Origin of the sequence: Aeromonas sp. Y318-3 (genome assembly GCF_027706185.1) — a bacterium.
GTDB lineage: Bacteria > Pseudomonadota > Gammaproteobacteria > Enterobacterales > Aeromonadaceae > Aeromonas > Aeromonas veronii.
This window is the reverse complement of the sequence record NZ_JAPDCN010000018.1, coordinates 63,910-82,648: the sequence shown is the minus strand read 5'-3', so window position 1 is coordinate 82,648 and position 18,739 is coordinate 63,910. Positions and strand designations below refer to the sequence as shown.

Annotated in this window: 18 protein-coding genes; 7 read left to right on the top strand and 11 right to left on the bottom strand. The window is 59.3% G+C overall.

Features of this window, described 5'->3' with window-relative positions; genetic code table 11:
• Positions 1-29: 29 nt before the first annotated feature.
• From OKB77_RS20145 to OKB77_RS20135, 3 genes are read left to right on the top strand one after another with little or no spacing between them, the layout of a single operon-like run.
• Entirely contained in the window at positions 30-1,034 is a 1,005-nt protein-coding gene (locus OKB77_RS20145; protein WP_150390285.1) for an HlyD family secretion protein, read from the top strand.
• Positions 1,034-2,188: an ABC transporter permease gene (locus OKB77_RS20140; protein WP_150390286.1), complete on the top strand. Its 1,155-nt coding sequence runs from the start codon at positions 1,034-1,036 to the stop codon at positions 2,186-2,188. The genes OKB77_RS20145 and OKB77_RS20140 overlap by 1 nt, the downstream gene beginning before the upstream one ends.
• Positions 2,188-3,384 carry an ABC transporter permease gene (locus OKB77_RS20135; protein WP_150390287.1) on the top strand — a complete coding sequence of 399 codons (1,197 nt, stop codon included), beginning with the start codon at positions 2,188-2,190 and terminating at the stop codon, positions 3,382-3,384. Before OKB77_RS20140 ends, OKB77_RS20135 begins: the two co-directional genes overlap by 1 nt.
• 110 nt (positions 3,385-3,494) lie before the next feature.
• Here OKB77_RS20135 and OKB77_RS20130 read toward each other — a convergent pair whose 3' ends face one another.
• The 3 genes from OKB77_RS20130 to OKB77_RS20120 form a co-directional block, all read right to left on the bottom strand.
• Positions 3,495-4,130: an NAD(P)-dependent oxidoreductase gene (locus OKB77_RS20130; RefSeq protein WP_150390288.1), complete on the bottom strand. Its 636-nt coding sequence runs from the start codon at positions 4,128-4,130 to the stop codon at positions 3,495-3,497.
• Between the two features lie 133 nt (positions 4,131-4,263).
• Entirely contained in the window at positions 4,264-5,118 is an 855-nt protein-coding gene (locus tag OKB77_RS20125) for a DnaA ATPase domain-containing protein (protein WP_005349200.1), read from the bottom strand.
• A gap of 71 nt (positions 5,119-5,189) precedes the next feature.
• On the bottom strand, positions 5,190-5,888 hold the full coding sequence (locus OKB77_RS20120) for a DnaT-like ssDNA-binding domain-containing protein (RefSeq protein ID WP_150390289.1): 699 nt from the start codon (positions 5,886-5,888) through the stop codon (positions 5,190-5,192).
• A gap of 240 nt (positions 5,889-6,128) precedes the next feature.
• On the opposite strand from OKB77_RS20120, the gene OKB77_RS20115 reads away from it, so the two are divergent.
• Positions 6,129-7,100 carry a response regulator gene (locus OKB77_RS20115; protein ID WP_069526605.1) on the top strand — a complete coding sequence of 324 codons (972 nt, stop codon included), beginning with the start codon at positions 6,129-6,131 and terminating at the stop codon, positions 7,098-7,100.
• 74 nt (positions 7,101-7,174) lie between these two features.
• Here OKB77_RS20115 and OKB77_RS20110 read toward each other — a convergent pair whose 3' ends face one another.
• The 5 genes from OKB77_RS20110 to OKB77_RS20090 all read right to left on the bottom strand — a co-directional run bounded on the left by OKB77_RS20110 (position 7,175) and on the right by OKB77_RS20090 (position 13,929).
• On the bottom strand, positions 7,175-8,572 hold the full coding sequence (locus OKB77_RS20110) for a peptide MFS transporter (RefSeq protein ID WP_021231963.1): 1,398 nt from the start codon (positions 8,570-8,572) through the stop codon (positions 7,175-7,177).
• A gap of 213 nt (positions 8,573-8,785) precedes the next feature.
• Positions 8,786-9,697: a UTP--glucose-1-phosphate uridylyltransferase GalU gene (gene galU, locus OKB77_RS20105; RefSeq protein ID WP_265776330.1), complete on the bottom strand. Its 912-nt coding sequence runs from the start codon at positions 9,695-9,697 to the stop codon at positions 8,786-8,788.
• A 95-nt stretch (positions 9,698-9,792) separates the two neighbouring features.
• Positions 9,793-10,113: a ComEA family DNA-binding protein gene (locus OKB77_RS20100; protein ID WP_047436205.1), complete on the bottom strand. Its 321-nt coding sequence runs from the start codon at positions 10,111-10,113 to the stop codon at positions 9,793-9,795.
• A gap of 377 nt (positions 10,114-10,490) precedes the next feature.
• Entirely contained in the window at positions 10,491-12,671 is a 2,181-nt protein-coding gene (gene pta, locus OKB77_RS20095) for a phosphate acetyltransferase (RefSeq protein WP_005339119.1), read from the bottom strand.
• A 55-nt stretch (positions 12,672-12,726) separates the two neighbouring features.
• Positions 12,727-13,929, bottom strand: coding sequence for an acetate kinase (locus OKB77_RS20090; protein ID WP_005349210.1), 1,203 nt, complete (start codon positions 13,927-13,929; stop codon positions 12,727-12,729).
• A gap of 304 nt (positions 13,930-14,233) precedes the next feature.
• Between OKB77_RS20090 and yfbV the strand changes: the two genes are divergently transcribed.
• A complete protein-coding gene (gene yfbV, locus OKB77_RS20085) occupies positions 14,234-14,674 on the top strand; it encodes a terminus macrodomain insulation protein YfbV (RefSeq protein ID WP_005339116.1) in 441 nt (146 codons plus the stop codon).
• A gap of 59 nt (positions 14,675-14,733) precedes the next feature.
• Here yfbV and OKB77_RS20080 read toward each other — a convergent pair whose 3' ends face one another.
• The 3 genes from OKB77_RS20080 to OKB77_RS20070 all read right to left on the bottom strand — a co-directional run bounded on the left by OKB77_RS20080 (position 14,734) and on the right by OKB77_RS20070 (position 16,420).
• Positions 14,734-15,234 (bottom strand): YfbU family protein, encoded by a 501-nt coding sequence (locus tag OKB77_RS20080; protein ID WP_019446223.1) that lies wholly within the window; start codon positions 15,232-15,234, stop codon positions 14,734-14,736.
• A gap of 163 nt (positions 15,235-15,397) precedes the next feature.
• Positions 15,398-15,862, bottom strand: coding sequence for a thioredoxin-dependent thiol peroxidase (bcp, locus tag OKB77_RS20075; protein WP_149153567.1), 465 nt, complete (start codon positions 15,860-15,862; stop codon positions 15,398-15,400).
• Between the two features lie 24 nt (positions 15,863-15,886).
• Positions 15,887-16,420 (bottom strand): glycine cleavage system protein R, encoded by a 534-nt coding sequence (locus OKB77_RS20070; protein ID WP_005349229.1) that lies wholly within the window; start codon positions 16,418-16,420, stop codon positions 15,887-15,889.
• Between the two features lie 205 nt (positions 16,421-16,625).
• On the opposite strand from OKB77_RS20070, the gene dapA reads away from it, so the two are divergent.
• Together dapA and bamC are read left to right on the top strand one after the other, a co-directional pair.
• Positions 16,626-17,513, top strand: coding sequence for a 4-hydroxy-tetrahydrodipicolinate synthase (gene dapA / locus OKB77_RS20065; RefSeq protein ID WP_005349232.1), 888 nt, complete (start codon positions 16,626-16,628; stop codon positions 17,511-17,513).
• Complete coding sequence (gene bamC, locus OKB77_RS20060) at positions 17,506-18,633, top strand: outer membrane protein assembly factor BamC (RefSeq protein ID WP_265776332.1); 1,128 nt, start codon at positions 17,506-17,508, stop codon at positions 18,631-18,633. The genes dapA and bamC overlap by 8 nt, the downstream gene beginning before the upstream one ends.
• Positions 18,634-18,739: the final 106 nt, after the last annotated feature.

The following is an 18,739-nucleotide window of genomic DNA, read 5'->3' as shown; positions in this document are numbered from 1 at the left end:
AAGGGTCGCCCGTTTGTCGAGGTGAAGTGATGAGCCATCCCCCCATCAAAAAGAAGATGAGCCAGGGTAAACCGCTGTTGTTGCCATTGGCGCTGGTGATCCTGGTGGTGTGGCTCGGCTGGCGCTTCTGGCTGGCCTATCAGCCGGAGCCGGTGCACCTGCAAGGGCAGATTGAAGCGCAGCAGTACTCGGTCTCCTCCAAGGTGCCGGGTCGTATCGACGAAGTGTTGGTGAAAAAGGGCGATCAGCTGACCAAGGATCAGCTGGTCTTTACCCTGGCGAGCCCCGAGATCGAAGCCAAGCTGAGCCAGGCCAAGGCCGGTGAGGCAGCTGCGGGGGCGCTGGCGCAAGAGGCAGAAAAAGGGGCCCGAGCCCAACAGATCGCTGCCGCCAAGGATCAGTGGCAAAAAGCCAAGGCTGCCGCCCAACTGCGTGGCAAGACCTATGAGCGGGTCGCCAGCCTGCACCGCGACGGTGTAATGCCGCTGCAAAAACGCGACGAGGCCTGGACTGCCTGGCAAGCCGCCCGCTACAGCGAAGGGATGGCGTGGCAGCAGTACCAGATGGCGTTGGAAGGGGCGCGGGAAGAGACCAAGATCGCCGCTCGCGAGAAGGCCAAGATGGCGGCGGGTTCTGTTGCCGAGGTTGAGGCCTATCTGGCCGATACCCGCATCGTCAGCCCCCACTCAGGCGAGGTAAGCCAAGTGCTGCTGCGCAGCGGCGAGCTGGCGCCGCAAGGCTTCCCGGTGGTGACTTTGCTCGACATGAGCGATGCCTGGGCCCAGTTCCACGTGCGCGAAGATCTGCTGCCCCGCTTCCCGGTCGGTACCGAGTTCGATGCCCGCATCCCGGGCCTTGGCGACCAGATGATGCGCTTCAAGGTGACCCATGTGGCCGTGATGGGGGATTTCGCCACCTGGCGTGCTACCGATACCCGTCAGGGCTTCGACATGAAGAGCTTCCTGGTAGAGGCTCGCCCGCTGCAACCGGTTGAGGGGCTGCGGGTTGGCATGAGTGTGCTGGTTGAACTCTGATGGGACGTGAATTTCGGCTGCTGTGGCAGGATCCGTTCAGCCGTGCCCTGATGAGCTGGGTGCCGCTGCTGCTGATGGGGATCCTCTGCTGGATCTTCTCGGCAGGGCTGGCCCGCGACCTCAAGGTAGGGCTGGTGGATCTCGACCACAGCGTGTTGTCGCGCCAGCTCGCTTTCTCGCTGGATGGCTCGGCCGGGCTCAAGGTGGCGCAACAGTTTGATTCCATCGATGCCGGTGCCCGAGCCCTGCGCGGTGGCGACATCTATGCGCTGGTGGTGATCCCCAACCATCTGGAGCGGGATGCCCGTCAGGGCACCCAGCCGCAGGTGACGGTGTTCAACAACGGCCAGTTCATCCTGATCGCCAAGCTGGTCAACTCGGCGCTGGCGCAGGTGGTCGGGACTCTCAATGGTCAGGTGGGCGTGCTGGAGGCGATGGCTGATGGCAAGGCACTGCCCGGCGCACTCGGGCAGTCGGTGCCTATCAGCAGTCAGGTGACGGCGCTCTATAACCTCAACTCCAGCTACGCCCAGTTTCTGTTGAGTGCCATTTTGCCTGCGGTGTGGCAGATCCTGGTGGTGCTGTTCGGCCTCAATGCGCTGGCCCGTACCGATCGGCTGGGGCTGGACTGGACTACTCGCGGTGTCTGGTTTGGTCTCTGGCGCACCCTGCTGCCCCACATGCTGATTGGCTGGGGGTGGGGAATTGTCTGGACACTGCTGCTGTTCAAGGGCTTCTCTTACCCCATGCACGGCAGCTGGCTGGTGCTGGTGGTGGGTCTGGGGCTCGCCTCGGCGGCCTGCGTCACCATGGGGGCCTTTTTCTACGGCATCATTCGGGATCCGGCGCGCGCCCTGTCGCTGGCGGGGGCTTACACTGCGCCCGGTTTCGCCTTTATGGGGGTCACCTTTCCGGTGAGCGCCATGGGGGATTTCGCCCGCTTCTGGCGCAGCCTGTTGCCGGTCTCTCACTATGTGGAGCTGCAGATTGGCCAAAGCAACTATGGTTTGCCCCTCGCATCGGCGTTGCCGCAACTGGGGGCTCTGCTGCTGTTCCTGCTCCCCCTGCTGCTGGTGGTACGCCGTTACAAGCAGCAGGCCGAGCTGGCCCGTCAATCAGCCGCAGTGGCGATCGCCGATAAGGAGCCTGAGTGATGCTGGGATTTGTCGATCTGTTGCGCCTAGAGCTGCGCACCCTGCTGGCGGATCGCGCCATCATGCTCACCCTGTTTGGCGGGGTTATCTTCTACTCGTTTCTCTATCCCCAGCCCTATCTGCATCAGCTGCCGCGGGAAGAGGCAGTAGTGGTGGTCAACGACGATGGCAGTCAGCTGTCCCGTCAGCTGGAGTTTATGGCCGATGCCACGCCGCAGGTAAAGCTGGTGGCGCGAGCCAATTCGCTGGCCGAGGCGCGTCAGTTGATGATGGCTGGGGAGGCGAGCGGCATCCTGCATATCCCCAGCCACTTCTATCGGGATCTGATGCTGGGCAAGAGCGTCACCCTGAGCTATGCCGGTGATGCCTCCTACTTTCTGGTCTACGGCACCATTGCCGAAGGACTGGCGCAGGCCGGTGGCACTCTCGCCGCGCAGGTGAAGGTGGCGCGGCTGTTGAGCCACGGCGAGGCGCTGCCACAAGCGGCCATGGGCTGGAATGCGGTGGCCCTCAACGTGGTACCGGTGTTCAACCCCACCATGGGCTATGTGAATTACGTGGTGCCGGCGGTGTTCGTGCTGATCCTGCATCAGGTACTGCTGATGGGTGCGGGGATCCTGGGGGCGACCCAGAACCAGCGCAGCTGCCGCGGCGAGCATGGTTACTGGCAAAGCGCGCCGGTGTTGCCACTGCTGCTGGCCAGAACCCTGGTGCTGGCGGGGTTGTTCCTGCTGCCGGTGAGCTACTTCCTCGGCTTCTGCTTCGATCACTACAACATCGCTCGTCATGCTGATCCGCTGGAGCTGTGGCTGTTCGCCCTGCCGTTCCTGCTGGCGACCTGCTGGTTCGGTATTGTGCTGGGGGCGATCTTTACCCGGCGGGATCTGCCGACTCAGGTTGTGCTGGTCTCCTCCCTACCGCTGGTCTTTCTGGCGGGCTTTATCTGGCCGCTCGAGCTGATCCCGGCGCCTCTCAACTGGCTGGCTCAGTGGGTGCCCACTATCCCCGCTATCGAGGGTTTTCTGCGCCTTAACCAGATGGGGGCCGACTTTGCGCAGGTCTCCCGCTACTGGTGGCAGCTGTGGGGTCTGGCGCTGCTCTACGGCGCGCTGGCTTGCCTGTTGCTGCGCTGGCGGCAGCAGTCGTTGCCGGTTGCTCGCCCGTCAGTCGTGCAGAGTGAAACGACCGCCGGTTAAGCGGGATGGTGCAAGCGCCCGTGAGATGGCGTGTGCGGTAAAGTGAAAACGGTCAGCCCTTGGGCTGACCGTTTTGTTATGTGGTGGGGTTAAGCGGTTTTACTGCTGCTTTAGCCACGCTTGAGCGTGGGATCCCCGATGGCGTAGATCTGCTCCACCGCCGTCTCATCCGCCAGCAGACGCAGCCCTTGGGCGGCCACATCGGCGCGGCGCACCAGTCCGTGTACCTCCTTGCCCTGACTCAGCTCGGCACGGCCGGTGGCGTCGCCATCCTGAAGGCCCGCCGGGCGCAGAATGGTCCATGCGAGGGCGCTGGTCTGCAGCCAGCTCTCCGCCAGACTCTTGAGGCGCACCTCGTGACCGAAGGCGGCGCGTGCCCGCTCCGGCAGATACTGCCAGCTGTCGCCACAGCCGAGGGAGGTGACCAGCAGCAGCCGTTTCAGGCCGGCCTGCTCCATGGCATCGATCACATGGCGGTTGCCCTGATAGTCCACCGGCGCGGCCTGACGGAAGCTGCCGAGGGTAGAGACGACCTGTGCATCTTGCCCTGCCCGGACGCATGCCTGCTGCACCGCAGCCGGATCCAGCGCATCCCCCTCGATCACCTCGACTCCCAGCGCACTCAGTTCCATGGCCATCTCGGGGCTGCGCACCAGCGCAACGACCCGGTGACCCTGGCTCAGGGCGTGATGAGTAAAGGCGCGGCCCAGCCCGCGGCTGGCTCCGAAAATCAGTGTGGTTGGCATAGATGAGCTCCCTTGGCAAAAGGGGCTAGCCTAGTGGCTTGTTCGTCTGCTGTAAATGAGAGTTGTTTCTATTTGTGAGCTGGCAGGGAGGAGAGAGTGCGAGCCGCCAGCGACTCGCACTCTTTGAGAGGCATCAGCCGTTGTAGTTGCCGATGCTGGGGCGACGGCTGGGACCGCTCAGGTGGATATCCACCGGATTGAATGCCTTGATCGCTTCATAGCTGAAATCACCGATCGCCTGATGCAGGCTCTGGGGCGTGTGGTTGGTGATGATGATGACGCTCTTTGACAGGTTGCGACGGCGGCGCAGCAGGTGGCCGAGGAAGCTGGACTGGCTCTCCGCCATCTTGGCGCGGTTGGCCGATACCTCATCGATGATCAGCAGATCCACCTCTTCCAGCGCGCGGCGGTACTGGTTGCGCTCGTCCTGATCGGGGATCACGTTGAAAAACAGCCGATCGACGATGGAGGCCCACTGCTGGAAGATCACCGATTTCTGGTGACGGGCGATCAGCTCATGCGCTACCGCTCCCGCCAGGGTCGACTTGCCGGTGCCGTAGTCGCCGTAGATCAGCATGCAGCCGCCACCGCTCTTCTCCCAGTGCTCGAAGCCGCTGATAAAGTAACGGGCTGTTTCGATGGGGTATTGCAGCGCCGGGTCACCGGCATCCATCTTGTCAAATACCCAGTCGGGGTTGAGGTCGGCCTGGGCGATCAGCTTCTGGATCCGCTCCTGGCGGGCTGCCTTCTGCAGCTCGCGCACCTCGGCGTTGGCCTTGGCATCATACTCCTTGCGCAGGGTCTCGTAGTCATACTGGCCGCCACCGGTCTCTTGTTGCAGGCGACGAATGCGCTCCAGCAGGCCACCCACATGGCGACTCAATTCCGGGTCGTGAATACGGTGATCCTGCTTGGCCTTGGCGATCTTCTGGCGCTTGGCTTCGATCTCTTCCAGCTCCTGGCGCAGGGGATCTTGCGGGTCAGTCATGGAATGCTCCTTCTGCTCGATCAGGGATGGGTAGACAAGGGGTTGATTCTGCCTGCAGGCGGGGGCCGCTATCAATCATTATCCGGCTCCTGCTGCGCTGCGGGTTCTTGCGTCTGCTGTTGGGCCAGTCGCTTGGCCTCTTCGATCATCTGCTGTGCCCGTTTGCTGGGGCCCGACTCTGCCGGGGTAGGGGTCACCTGCTGGTAGCCCTGCACCTCCATCGGCTTGCGACGGGTGTAGCGGCGGGTCTTGAGGGCGCGAATAAACTTGAGCATCCATTGATGCTGGGAGTCGAACACCTCGGGTCGCCCCAGCCAGTAGGCGATAAACTCCCCCAGATCCTCTTCGCTATAGCTGGCATCGATCACCCCGCACAGGCGGGCGAGGGCAGGCAGCTCTTCGTCCGGTCGCCACTGCAGGTGCATCTGGAAGGGGCGCTCCGGCAGCGGGCTGCGCAATTTCTGGGTCAGCAGTGGCAATTGGAACAGGCACTGATGGTAGTGCTCACTCTCGGGCTGGGCCTCGACCTGCAGCAGGCCCGCCTCCATCAGTTCATCGAACAGCTCGGTGAGCTGGCGGGCATTGACCTGAAACGAGAAGCCGCTGGGATCACCCGGATCGACCACTGCCAGCGCCCGACCCAGCTCGGGATAGTTGAGCCTTGCCGCCTGATTTTCCAGCACCAGTCGGCGCAGCTGCAGGGTATAGAGACTGCGAGCCGGATGGGACAATCTTGGGTGGGCAAGGGCGCTGTATTCGGCTGGGGTCATGGTCTTCTTCACGAGCTGGAGTGGGGGGCATTATCCCTTATGGCGCCCACTTGCACAATTCGGATGGAGGTCGTAGTCGTGGGGCCTCCCGAGTGAATAGAGCTGCGCGGACGGATGGGGTTCTCTTGATGCCATCGTATGATCGAGGTCTACTTTTGACGCAGGGTTTCCGCGCTGACCGCACTTTTGAGCTAGTCTTAATACCTAAATAACCAATTGACTAATAAGAGCTTTATCAAGATGTCAAAAGCCGGGCTACGGATCCTGGTGGTGGAGGACGAGGTCGTTTTTCGCCACTCGTTAGTGAGTTACCTCGCACGGGACGGGGCAACGGTGTTTCAGGCCGAAGACGGAATCGAGGGTCTGTCGGCCGCTGCTCTCTACCATCCCGATGTGGTGCTCTGCGATCTCAATATGCCCAATATGGATGGCCACGAGGTGATCGCCTGTCTCTCTGCGCGCTATCCCCATATTCCGGTTATCGTCATTTCGGCCCAGAGCACCATGGAGGCGGTCGCCAGCGCCTTGCGTGCCGGTGCGCGGGACTATCTGCTCAAACCCCTCGAGGATTACGCGCTGGTCGAGCGCAGTATCGAACAGTGTCTCAACGGCAGCGTCAACCGGGCGCAGCAGCTGGAGCTGATGGATCACATCGACTATTTCAGTGCCCATGACAAGGCGGCCAGCCGCCTGCTGGCGGGGCTCAAGCCGCCGAGCTTGCAGGAGTGGGGCCCCTGGCAGGTCACGTTCAAGGGGCTGGGGCAGTTGTTTATTCCCGATACCTTCAAGGTGGAAGACAAGCTGCTGGTGCTGGTGATGGAGCTGCCGATCATGGGGACGGATGCGGCATTTTGTGGGGCACTGGTGCGCTCCTTGATGAACGTCCCCTATCGCCAGTTTCAGCAGAACGAGAGCCGGTTGCTGAGCCAGCCGCACCGGTTGCTCGACTACCTCAACCATCAGTTGATGGCGTCCGGGCTTCGCCACTCTTTTGCCATGGCGGCGCTGCTGTTTGATCAGCATGATGGGCTGGTGTTTGCCAACGCAGGGCTCACCTCTCCCCACTGGCTGATGCGCTCCGGCGGCCTACCCCTTGGTCTGATGCGCAGCAGCCACTACGCCCTGCACAAACGCAGCTGGCATGAACCGTTCGCCCTGCAGTTTCGCAGCGACAGCGGCGGCTCGCTGGATGTGCAGGTTCGTCATCACTGATGCCGCCTGATAAACAGGCCAAAACAAACAGGGCGCCGATGGGCGCCCTGTTTGTTGCTTACAATCCTGACCGTTTAGACGGTGGCGGATTGCAGTTTCTTCTCTTGCGCTTGCGGCTCTTTGGCCGGGCCTTCGGCACCGTGCATCCAGTAAACCAGGCGGTTGGCCATGGTCAGCAGGATCAGGGCGCTCAGTACCGCCGCCAGGGCGATGCCACCGAAGATGGCGATCGGACCGGCTTCACCCACGAAGGAGCCGATAAAGCCCGCAGCGTAGTTGGCCAGGGCAACGAAGCCAAACCAGGCGCCCATCATCAGGGAAGCCAGACGCAGCGGAGCCAGTTTGGTCACCATGGAGAGGCCAATCGGGGAGAGGCAGAGCTCGCCCAAGGTGTGGAACAGGTAAGCACCTACCAGCCAGAACATGGAGGTCTTGACGGTGTTGTCACCACCCTGCTGCAGCACGGCACCGACCATGAACAGGAAGCCGATAGCCAGGAACAGCAGACCCATGGCGAATTTCACCGGAGAGTTCGGCTCTTTCTTGCCGAGCTTGATCCAGATGGCCGCCACGACCGGTGCCAGAGTGATAATGAAGAAGGGGTTCAGGGACTGGAACCAGGCAGTCGGCACTTCGAAGCTGCCGATCATGCGGTCGGTATACTCCTGGGTGTAGAGGTTCATCAGACCACCGGCCTGCTCGAAGCCGGCCCAGAAGATGATGGTGAACAGACCCAGTACCAGAATAACCTTGATGCGATCCACTTCCTGCTTGGTCAGCGGTGCTTTCTGCTCGGTAGTACGCAGGGCTGCTGCGCGCTGGGCAGCAGTGACACGACCGATGTCACCCAGGAAACGCTGGGCCATGGTGGCCTGGATCACCAGAGAGAGCAGCATACCGATACCGGCGCCGACGAAGGCTGCTTGCCAGCCGTAGGCCGTAGCGGCAGCACCACAGATCACGCCTGCCAGCAGGGAACCCAGGTTGATACCCATGTAGAAGATGGTGAAAGCACCATCACGGCGGTGATCGCCCTCTTCATAGAGGTCACCCACCATGGTGGAGATGTTCGGTTTGAACAGGCCGTTACCCACGATCAGCAGCGCGAGGCCCGCGTAGAACATGGTGTTGACCATATCCGGGAACATGGCGTGGGGCAGTGCCAGAGTGAACTGACCTGCGGCCATCAGCACGGCACCGATCAGGATGGCGCGACGTTGACCCAGGAAGGTGTCAGCCAGCCAGCCGCCGATCAGCGGAGTGATATAAACCAGACCGGTATAGATACCGTAGAGCTTGAGGGCATCTGCCTGACTCCAGCCCAGACCGCCGTTGGCAGTCAGGTCGGTCAAATAGAGCACCAGCACGGCACGCATGCCGTAATAGGAGAATCTCTCCCACAGTTCGGTACTAAAGAGCAAAAAAAGCCCTTTAGGGTGACCTAAAAAGGTCCCTTTTGACGGGTTATTCATTGGAACTTCCACCTGTGTCTTATATTTTTTTGAGTTTTTTATGCAAGGGCGAGAAACACGCCTCAATCCTTATAGAGCATGTGTGAATAAATTACAACATTATGATTTGCTGAGAGTTTATTTACTCTTGATTGATTTTTTGTTGCAAAAATGAAAAAGGAGCATCATTTGATGCCCCTTAAATACGTCTATAAAAAACAGATTTATCAGCGATTACAACTGCTTGACGAACTGCTTCAGCCAGCCGATGAATTCACCATTCAGCTCGTGATGGCGCACACCATATTCCACATTGGCTTTCATGTAGCCCAGCTTGCTGCCGCAATCGTGGCTCTTGCCCTTCATGAAGTAGGCGTTGACCTGCTCCTGTTCCATCAGCATGGCGATGGCGTCAGTCAGCTGGATCTCGTCACCGGCACCGGCCGGGGTCTTCTCCAGCAGCGGCCAGATATTGGAGGAGAGGACGTAACGACCCACCACCGCCAGATTGGAGGGGGCTTCGTCACGGGGCGGCTTCTCGACAATGGCCTGCATCGGCAGGGACATCCCCTCGCTCAGGGCCTCGCCCTTGATGTCGGCGATGCCATACTTGTCCACTTCGCTCTCGGGCACCGCTTCCACCATGATCTGGCTGATCTGGTTCTCTTCGAACATGTGCACCATCTCGGCCAGGTTGTCCTGCTTGGGGTTGCTGGCAACGTCGTCGATCAGCACATCCGGCAGCAGCACGGCAAACGGGTTGTCACCGATCAGCGGGCGGGCGCACAACACAGCGTGGCCCAGACCTTTGGCCTCACCCTGACGGACGTGCATGATAGTGACGTCTTTCGGGCAGATCTGTTGCACCTCTTCCAGCAGTTGACGCTTGACCCGCTTCTCGAGGGTAGCTTCCAGTTCGAAACTCTTGTCGAAGTGGTTTTCGATGGAGTTCTTGCTCGAGTGGGTGACCAGCACGATCTCTTTGATCCCGGCGGCGATAGCTTCGCGCACTACGTACTGGATCAGCGGTTTGTCGACCACCGGCAACATCTCTTTCGGGATGGCCTTGGTGGCTGGCAGCATACGGGTACCCAGACCGGCTACCGGGAGCACGGCCTTACGAACAACAAGAGGAGTCTTTTTCATGGAAAACTATCCAGCGGGATTAAAGTGCGGCAATCATACCCCAAGAAAAATGGGGCAGCCACAGGCTGCCCCATTTGCAACTGATCCATTCGACTTTATTTGACTATTATCATGTCACGGTTGGCTTCCAGCGTGGCCGGGCCAATGCCATTGACATCCGCCAGCTGATCGACCGAGGTGAACTTTCCCTGTTTTTCCCGATAGTCGACGATGGCTTGTGCCTTCTTGTCACCAATCCCTTTCAGGCTGGTGAGTTCGGCAAGGGTGGCGGTATTGATATTCAGCTTGCCGGACTCCTTGGCAACCGCGGTCGTGGTTGTTTGCTTGGGCGTTGCCTTATCTGCGGCCAGCACAGGTTGGCTGAACAGGGGCAAGCAGGCCAGCAGCATGACAGCAGAGAGCTTCTTCATCAGCATTTCCATTCCTCCATGATGTGGATATTGCCGAGTGGCACATTGATGAATAGCGTATCGAACGGGTCTTTTTCACTGTTATTTCTAACAGGTCAAATCCTCATGCCGATGGCGAAATATTTGCTATAAGCGCTTCGCTATGAATGCCTTCATATATCCAACCTTATGATCTTGAATCTATTTTAGATACATCTTTAAGGTGGCGGGCACGCTTTCCCGCGGCGCTACGCTCGAGACATTTCTGGCACATCACATGGCATTATTCTGTGCAACACTGCGCTGATGGCATGTTTCACTGGTCTTCAAAAGAGAACTAAGAAAAAAGGCTGCTCACCTGGGGTGAGCAGCCTTTGTGATCGGTTTTTTCAGGCTAGAGCTGATTAAGCTTGTTCGTCAGCCTGGGCAGCCTGGATACCGGTCAGGGCGATGGTGTAGACGATGTCGTCAACCAGGGCACCACGGGAGAGGTCGTTGACCGGCTTGCGCATGCCTTGCAGCATCGGGCCGATGGAGACCAGGTCAGCGGAACGCTGCACCGCTTTGTAAGTGGTGTTACCTGTGTTCAGATCCGGGAACACGAACACGGTGGCTTTACCGGCAACCGGTGAGTTCGGTGCCTTGGACTTGGCCACGTTCTCCATGATGGCCGCATCGTACTGCAGGGGGCCGTCGATGATGAGGTCGGGGCGCTTGGCCTTGGCCAGCTCGGTCGCTTCACGCACTTTCTCTACATCGGCACCGGCGCCAGAGGTACCGGTGGAGTAGGAGATCATGGCTACGCGCGGCTCGATGCCGAACGCGGCAGCAGAGTCGGCGGACTGGATGGCGATCTCGGCCAGCTGCTCGGCAGTCGGATCCGGGTTGATCGCGCAGTCACCGTAGACAAGCACCTGGTCAGGCAGCAGCATGAAGAAGATGGAGGAGATCAGGGAAGAGCCCGGAGCTGTCTTGATGATCTGCATCGGCGGACGGATGGTGTTGGCAGTGGTGTGCACCGCGCCGGATACCAGGCCGTCAACTTCATTGCGCTCCAGCATCATGGTACCCAGTACCACGTTGTCTTCCAGCTGCTCGCGGGCAACCACTTCGGTCATGCCCTTGTTCTTGCGCAGCTCGACCAGACGCGGCACATAGCGCTCGCGCACAACGGCCGGATCGATGATCTCGACGCGATCGGTCAGTACCACACCCTGCTGCTCGGCAACACGACGGATCTCTTCCGGGTTACCCAGCAGCACCGGACGGGCAATGCCACGCTCGGCACAGATGGCGGCAGCCTTGATGGTGCGCGGCTCGTCGCCTTCCGGCAGCACGACACGCTTGTTGGCCTGACGGGCCAGCTCGGTCAGCTGATAACGGAATGCCGGCGGGCTCAGACGACGGGAACGGGTAGAGCTGACAGTCAGTGACTCGATCCAGTGCTTGTCGATGTGGCCAGCGACGTAGTCCTGTACCAGCTCGATACGCTCGCGGTCATCTTCCGGAATATCGACGTTGAAGTTCTGCAGGCTGACGGCGGTCTGCCAGGTGTTGGTACCGGTCATCATGATCGGCAGGCCGGTGGCCATGGCCTGTTGGCACAGCGCCATGACCTGCGGCTCCGGATGATAGTTACCGGTCAGTAGCAGGGCGCCCAGCTTGACGCCGTTCATGGCAGAGAGGCAGGCGGAGACGATGACGTCAGAGCGGTCGCCGGAGGTGACCAGCAGGCTGCCCGGACGGAAGTGCTCAACCATGTTGTGGATGGAGCGGGCACAGAAGGTCACGGTCTGCAGGCGGCGGCTGTCCAGCTCGCCTTTGTGCAGGATCTTGGCGGCCAGATGCTTGGCGAGATCCTTGGCGCGCGGGGCGATCAGCTGGGTGTTCCAGGGGATGCAACCCAGGATGCGCAGCGGGCTCTTGCCAAACACTTGCAGCACTTCCAGGTTGTGAGCCGCGTCAGAAGCGTGGTGATGGGCCTCGAACATCTCGGTCAGGTCAGGGCGGGTTACGCCATGCTCGTCAACCGGCGCGCCCACCTTGTTGATCACGCAACCAACGATGCGGGGGTTGTTGACACCACCGAAGTTGGAGCAGGCCAGTTCGATGCGCTCTTTCAGCTTCTGGCTGGAGTCATGGCCCGGGTGGGTTACGAATACCATGTCAGCGTCCAGCGCCTTGGCAACGTCGTAGTTCAGCTTGTTGGCAAAGGGCTGCTTGTCGGTCGGCACCATACCTTCGACAACCAGCACTTCGGCACCACTGGATTTCACGTGCTCTTCGAAGCGGGCAACGATCTCTTCCAGCAGGATATCGGTGTTGCTGGAGCTGATCATGTTCTCGGCGTAGGAGAGGGTGAAGGGCTCGGGCGGATTGATGTTGGCAGCTGCGCGGATAACGGCGGTTGAGCGCTCTGCGCCGGTTTCACCCGGACGCGGCTGGGCAACCGGTTTGAAGAAGCTGACATTGACACCGTGACGCTCCATGGCGCGAACAACGCCCAGACTCACGGAAGTTACGCCGACACCAGTGCCGACCGGGATAAGCATAATAGTGCGTGCCACTTTATACCCCTTGTTCATTTTTTGGGATCAGGAAAAGGCCGCCCTGGTGGGCGGCCTCGAGTTACTGCGTCAATTAAGCGCCGACCAGTTCCAGCGCGTCGTGGGCGATAACCCACTCTTCGTTGGTCGGGATAACCAGAGCCTTGGTAGAACCAGCCTTGGTGATCTCGCCACCCTTGCCGAAACGAGCCTTCAGGTTGGCGTCGTGATCAACGTCAAAGCCCAGCAGACCCAGCTTGTTCAGGGTGATTTCACGGATCGGGGCAGAGTTTTCACCGATACCACCGGTGAAAACAACGGCGTCCAGACGACCGTCCATGGCGGCAGCGTAGGCGCCGATGTACTTGGCCAGGCGATAGCAGTAAACGTCCATAGCACGCTTGGCTTCTTCTTTGCTGTCGTAGTTGTCTTCAACGAAACGGCAGTCGGAGGTCACTTCGGTCAGACCCTGCAGGCCGGACTCTTTGGTCAGCATGGTGTTGATATCAGCAACGCTCATGCCCAGCTTGTCGTGCAGGAAGAAGATGATGGCCGGGTCCAGATCGCCGGAGCGGGTACCCATCACCAGGCCTTCCAGCGGGGTCAGACCCATGGAGGTATCAACAGACTTGCCGTTCTTGATAGCGCAGACGGAACCGCCGTTGCCCAAGTGGCAGTTGATGATGTTCAGCTCTTCAACCGGCTTGTTCAGCTGCTTGGCAGCTTCCAGGCTGATGTAGTAGTGGCTGGTGCCGTGAGCGCCGTAGCGACGGATGCCGTTCTCTTTGTAGAGCTTGTACGGCAGAGCGTACAGGAAGGCTTCTTCCGGCATGGTCTGGTGGAACGCGGTATCGAATACGGCCACGTTCTTGTCAGCCAGCGCCGGGAATACGCGGCGAGCTTCACGGATACCGATCAGGTGAGCCGGGTTGTGCAGCGGTGCGTACGGAACAGCGGCTTCGATGCCGGCAATCACGTCTTCGCAGATGACAACGGAAGAGGTGAAGCGCTCGCCGCCGTGAACAACACGGTGACCGATGGCGATCAGGTTCTTGGACAGTTCCGGATTGAGCGGCAGGATCTTGTTGACGATGAAGTCCAGCGCTTCCTGGTGAGCGGCACCCGCGCCCAGATCGGCACTGCCTTTCTCGCCATTCAGTTTCCACTTGATGCGGGCATCGTCGAGGTTGAAGCACTCGGCCAGGCCGGACAGCAGGTCATCACCGGTGGTTGCGTCAATGACGGCAAACTTCAGGGAAGAGCTGCCACAGTTAAGAACAAGAACCAGCTTACTCATGAATAAATCCTATCGCAGATTGGGTTGTGTAGGCGGATGCGTTGGACGCGGTGCGGCCAAAAACTTTCAACTTATCCTTATGAGGGTTGGCAATCTGTTGCTTGCCCCTTGTATAGTGATACAAGACCCGAAATCCAGACGTCCCTGACAGGTCAATAGCAAGAAGCTTTTGACGCAAAAATGGGCGTACAAAGGATAACCCGATTGTTGAAAAATAACAAAGTCATCCTCAACCTTTGTTACTTTGCATCAAATTTTGTCGAGGTTTTGCCGTTAGTACGTTCAAAAAGCGCTCGGAGGTAGTATGAGCATGAACATTTTTGGAACTAAGTTACAGCAAGGCCGCCATTATATGACGCTTTGGCCGCGCCGTCCCGAGCTCAATTCGATGTTTCCTGAAAATCGGGTGATCAAGGCAACCGAGTTTGCTCTGAAGGTGATCCCCGCGCTGGCGGTGCTGAGCGTGATGCTGCAGTTCCAGTTTGGCGAGCTGCACTACTGGCCCTCCGTTATTACCTCCGTGCTGTTTCTGCTCAGTTTGCCGCTGCAGGGTTACTACTGGCTCGGCCAGCGTGCCGACACCCGTTTACCCCCGTCGCTGGCGAGCTGGTATCGGGAGATCAACGGCAAGATGAACGAGCAGGGTGGCCGTCGTCAGCTGGTGTCTCAGCCGCGCTATGAAGAGCTGGCCGATACCCTCAAGGCCGCCTTCCAGCAGCTCGATAAATCCTTTCTCTACGAATAATCCGTTTCAGATGCAAAAAGGCGCCAGTGGCGCCTTTTTTGTTGCGGTCGGTGTGCGGATCACGCTGCCAGTACCTTGCGGATCTCCTGGATGGAGAGCTTGTACTGACGAGGGCACTGACGCCATACAGTCAGCATCCGCTGGTATTTGTCGCGCATGGCGATGTCGCTGGAGAGCTCGTCGCACGGGCACTTGAGCTCGGGAAAGCGCTTGTCCACCTCCAGCAGGAAACAGACGTAGTCGGCCAGCTCACGCTCCTGGCTGCGGCTGTAGCCGTTGAACTCCAGCCGACTGGCATTGATCTCGCCCTGATCGGCGGCATCCAGATTACCCCATGAGATGGCCAGTGCGTGGTGCAGCTCAAGGGTGTCGATCACCTCCTGGCAGGTCGCCAGATCCAGATGGCCGAAGCTCTTCTCCAGCTCAAGGATCTGCAGGCAGTAGCCGCGCTCGATGATGGTGCTGGCGCGCTGGTAGACGTCCGCTTTCTCCGGGTTGAGTTTCGCCAGAATTTCGTACTGGTTGCTCAGGATCAAACGCTCAGTGTTGCTCATGTTCATGGGATATCTCGCTGGAAGATGAATCTGGGGCCACGTTAACCCATATATAAAATGAATTTTTTGATCTGGGCGGGGGAGTTGGTGAGAAAAATCCGCTGGCAAGGGGCGGCTGAGCAGACGAAAAAGGCCTGCATGGCAGGCCTTTCAATGACGCGGGGGAGGGTTACCCCTTGAGGAAATCCAGTACCACCTGATGGTGATCGCTGGTTTTGAACTTGTCGAAGTGGTGGGCAATCTTGCCCTCTTCATCGATCAGGAAGCTCTGACGGTGAATGCCGTCATACTCCTTGCCCATGAACTTCTTCGGGCCCCAGACGCCAAAGGCATCGGCGACGGCGTGGTCTTCATCGGCCAGCAGGGTGAAGTTGAGCTGGTCCCGCTCTTCGAACTTTTTCAGCCGTTTGGCCGGATCCGGGCTGATGCCAAGTACCACCACATTGAGGGCGGCCAGCTCGGCGTTCACATCGCGCAGGCTGCAGGCCTGGGTGGTGCAGCCGGGGGTCATCGCCTTGGGGTAGAAATAGACCAGCACCTTCTTGCCGCGCAGGCCAGCGAGGCTGACCTGATTGCCATTCTGGTCGGGCAGGGAGAAATCGGGGGCGGGGCTGCCAGCGTGTAGTGGTTGCATGGGGTCTCCTCGGGTAAAACGCCCTCAGGCGTGTTTGCGATTGACGATAAACTCGAACGATTCGGCACCCAGTTGACGACAGAATTCGGCGAAGGCGGTTTGCGAACCTTCCACTTCACCCTCTCTGGCCAGATTGAGCTGAAAACTGATCTTCAGCAGGTTGAACGGCTGCTGCTCCAGAGTCATGGATTGCATCGCCTGAATGTTCCAGCCATGTTCGCTGAAGAACTGGGTGCACTGGCTTACGATGCCGGGCTCGTCGCGGATCAACAGGTCGGCACTGGCGCGGACGTCATACTGCAGGGACTGGTGGCGTTCGGTGCGTTTCATCATGGTGATGAGATCCCACTCCTGGCTACGCAGGGGCAGGCTGATTTCGAGTTGCATCATGCTGTTCCAGTCGCCCGAGAGCAGCATGATAAAGGTAAATTCATTGCCGAAGATGCCAAGGCGGCTGTCCACAATGTTGCAACCACAGCCACTGACGTGGCGGGTCACTTCATTGACGATGCCAGGCCTGTCCGTGCCGATGGCCGTTACGACCAGGTAGTGAGTCATAAATCTTCTCTCGTCCGTTATTTCGTTGCGAAAGCCGCGCTGGCAAACCAACCCTCCGGCCCTGATGACCACTCCCTGAGGGACGTTGCCGACTTTCGTCCATTGCTTTTTGTTCCGGATGGTATCACGGCTTGCCCCCTCTCTCCCTTGTTTTTCAAAGGGGTCAGCTTTACCATTACGCCCCTGAAAATCGGGAGAAAAGTCCATGTTACGCGGTAGTATTGTTGCGCTCGTTACCCCCATGCTGGCTTCAGGTGAAGTCGATTGGGCCAGTCTGGCCAAACTGGTCGACTATCATGTCAGCGCCGGGACCAGCGCCATTGTTGCGGTGGGTACCACGGGGGAATCGGTGACCCTGAGCGAGCAGGAGCATATCGCCGTCGTTGAAAAGACCGTTGAGTATGCCGCCGGACGCATTCCCGTCATCGCCGGTTGCGGCTCCAACAATACCGCCCACGCCATTGAATTGGCAAAGCGCCTGGCCAAAACCGGCGTGGTGGCGGGTCTCTCGGTGACACCTTACTACAACAAGCCCACTCAGGAAGGTCTCTATCGCCACTATTGTGCGATCGCCGAGGCTAGTGGTCTGCCCCAAATTCTTTATAATGTGCCCGGTCGCACCTGTTGCGATCTCAAACCGGAGACCGTGGCCCGTCTGGCCAAGGTTCCCGGCATTATCGGTTTGAAAGAGGCAACCGGCGATTTGAGCCGCACCCCGCTGCTGCGCGAGCTGTGCGGGCCGGAGTTTGCTCTCTACAGTGGCGACGATGCCACTGGTTGTGATTTTATGCTGCAAGGTGGCGATGGCGTGATTTCGGTCACCACCAATATTGCAGCGGCCCAGATGGCCGACATGTGTCGTGCTGCGCTGGCCGGTGATGCCGGGCAGGCGCATGACATCAACAATCTCTTGATGCCGTTGCACAAGACTCTGTTCTGCGAACCGAGTCCCACCCCGGTGAAATGGGCCTGTGCCCAACTGGGGTTGATTGCAACAGCCACCTTGCGCCTGCCGCTGGTTGACCTCACCCCCGAGGGCGAACAGCTGATGGCGCGAGCACTGACCACAGCGGAGTTGATGGCGAGTGTTTAAATCTAATGGAAAGGGAAATAGAGCCCGTCTGGTGCTGAGCGTTGCGACTGTGGCCGTATTGGCCGGTTGCAGCACCCCCCAGGATCGCAAAATGGCCAACCGCGACTTCGGTTATGAAGATGCCCGCCTCGAGGGCCGCGCGTTCTTGATCCCCGCAGGATTGAGTGCCCCCACCTTCAACAGCCAGTACGATATCCCGCCGCTTCCCGAGAGCAGCCGTGAAGGTGCCCTCGGCGCCCAGGTCGATGTGCGCCCGCCCGCTCAACTGCTGACCGTGGTACCGGGCAGTCAGGTGGTGCAGACCGCAACCGAACCGACCGTTGCCTTCTATGCCCTGAGCACCAGCCAGAGCGTGGAGCGCGATACCTGGTCGTTCCTGATGAACTTCCTGGCCAAATACAAGGTCACCACCGAGAAGCTGGATCAGCAGGATGGTGTATTGCAGACCGGCTGGTTTGACAACACAGTCGCCCTCGATGGTTGGGGTGAAGATGACGAGGACTTCAAAATCCGTCAGCGTTACCAGTTCACCGTGCGCAACGACGCCCAGCGCCACGCCGTCAACATGTCGGTCCGGGTGCTGGATCACGAAGAGACCATCGATGGCGAGACCAGCAACAAGCTGACCTCTGCCGATGCCCAGCGCTATGCCGCGCGAGTGCTGAACCAGTTCTCGCTCTATTACGACAGCCAGCTGAAAGCCCGCGAGCAGCACAAGTCCAACGATGGCATGGGTCTGCAACTGGGTCTGGACAACAACGAGCTGAGCGCCTGGATTGCCGAAGGTTCCTTTGATCAGGTGTGGCGTCGTCTCAACCAGGTACTGCCTGCTTACGGTTTCACCATCAAGGATACCCAGCAGTCACTGGGCTGGATCGACGTCGAGTACGAAGAGCCGGGTGCCGAGTTCTGGAAGGCGAAAGGGAGCGAGCCGTTCAAACTGGAGGAGGAGAAATACCGCTTCCAGCTTGGCGAAATGGCGGGAGGCAAGACCTCCATCACCCTGTTCGACAAGGACAAGAAGCCGGTATCGTCCGGGATTATCTCCCAGATGTATATCAGCCTGTCCGAGGCGTTCGCCAAGGGGCTGGCCGATCAGGCAGCAGCAAAAGCAGAATAAATACAGGGGCCTTGTGCCCCTGTTTTGTTATCAAAATCCCCCTGAAAACGCGGGGATTCCGAGCGGTTTTCGATGATGCGAGCCCCCTTGCCAGCCCGTTGCAAAC